Below are 1,040 nucleotides of genomic sequence, written 5' to 3' on the forward strand. Positions count from 1 at the left end.
GGCAGAACCTCTTCAGGGAATACAAATTTTTCGTGAGGCTGGTCTTGAGAAGCCATCCAAGCGCGGATGCCTTCGTTCAACAAAATGTTCTTCGTGTAGAACGTTTCAAATTCGGGGTCTTCGGCAGCCCGCAACTCCTGAGAGACGAAATCATACGCCCGCAGGTTCAGCGCTAACCCGACAATGCCCACCGATGCCATCCACAACCCCGTCACGGGCACAAACAGCATGAAGAAGTGCAGCCACCGCTTGTTGGAAAAAGCAATCCCGAAAATCTGCGACCAGAATCGGTTTGCCGTCACCATCGAGTAGGTTTCTTCACTCTGAGTCGGGTTGAACGCCCGGAAGGTGTTGGCGTTTTCGCTGTCTTCAAACAAGGTGTTCTCCACCGTGGCTCCGTGAATAGCACAGAGCAAAGCACCGCCCAAAATGCCCGCCACGCCCATCATGTGGAAGGGGTTGAGGGTGAAGTTGTGGAAGCCCTGGATGAACAGAATGAATCGGAAGATGGCGGCCACGCCGAAGCTAGGAGCAAAGAACCAGCTCGATTGCCCCAAGGGGTACATCAAAAACACCGACACAAACACGGCGATCGGTCCGGTGAAGGCGATGGCGTTGTAGGGACGAATGCCGACGAGCCGGGCAATTTCAAGCTGACGCAGACAGAAGCCGATCAGTCCAAATGCACCGTGCAGGGCAACGAAAGCCCACAAGCCGCCGATTTGGAACCAGCGAGTCAGGTCGCCTTGGGCTTCCGGGCCCCAGAGCAAGAGCAGGGAGTGTCCCATGCTGTCGGCAGGGGTGGAAACGGCGACGGTGAGGAAGTTGGCACCTTCGAGGTAGGAGGTGGCCAAGCCGTGGGTGTACCAGGAGGTAACGAAAGTGGTGCCAGTCATCCAGCCGCCCACGGCCAAGAAGGCGCAGGGGAACAGCAGGAGTCCAGACCAGCCGATAAAGACGAAGCGATCGCGTTTCAACCAGTCATCGAGAGCGTCGAATACGCCTCGGGTTGGTTGCGCGCGCCCAACTGCAATGGTCAT

1 protein-coding gene is annotated in these 1,040 nt (G+C 56.9%); it reads right to left on the minus strand.

The annotated features are described in order from the left end of the window. A partial coding sequence (psbD, locus tag BRW63_RS27060; protein ID WP_073075390.1) for a photosystem II D2 protein (photosystem q(a) protein) occupies nt 1–1,040 on the minus strand: 1,040 nt, incomplete at its 3' end.

The sequence above is a fragment of the Phormidesmis priestleyi ULC007 genome (assembly GCF_001895925.1).
Taxonomy (GTDB): domain Bacteria; phylum Cyanobacteriota; class Cyanobacteriia; order Leptolyngbyales; family Leptolyngbyaceae; genus Phormidesmis_A; species Phormidesmis_A priestleyi_A.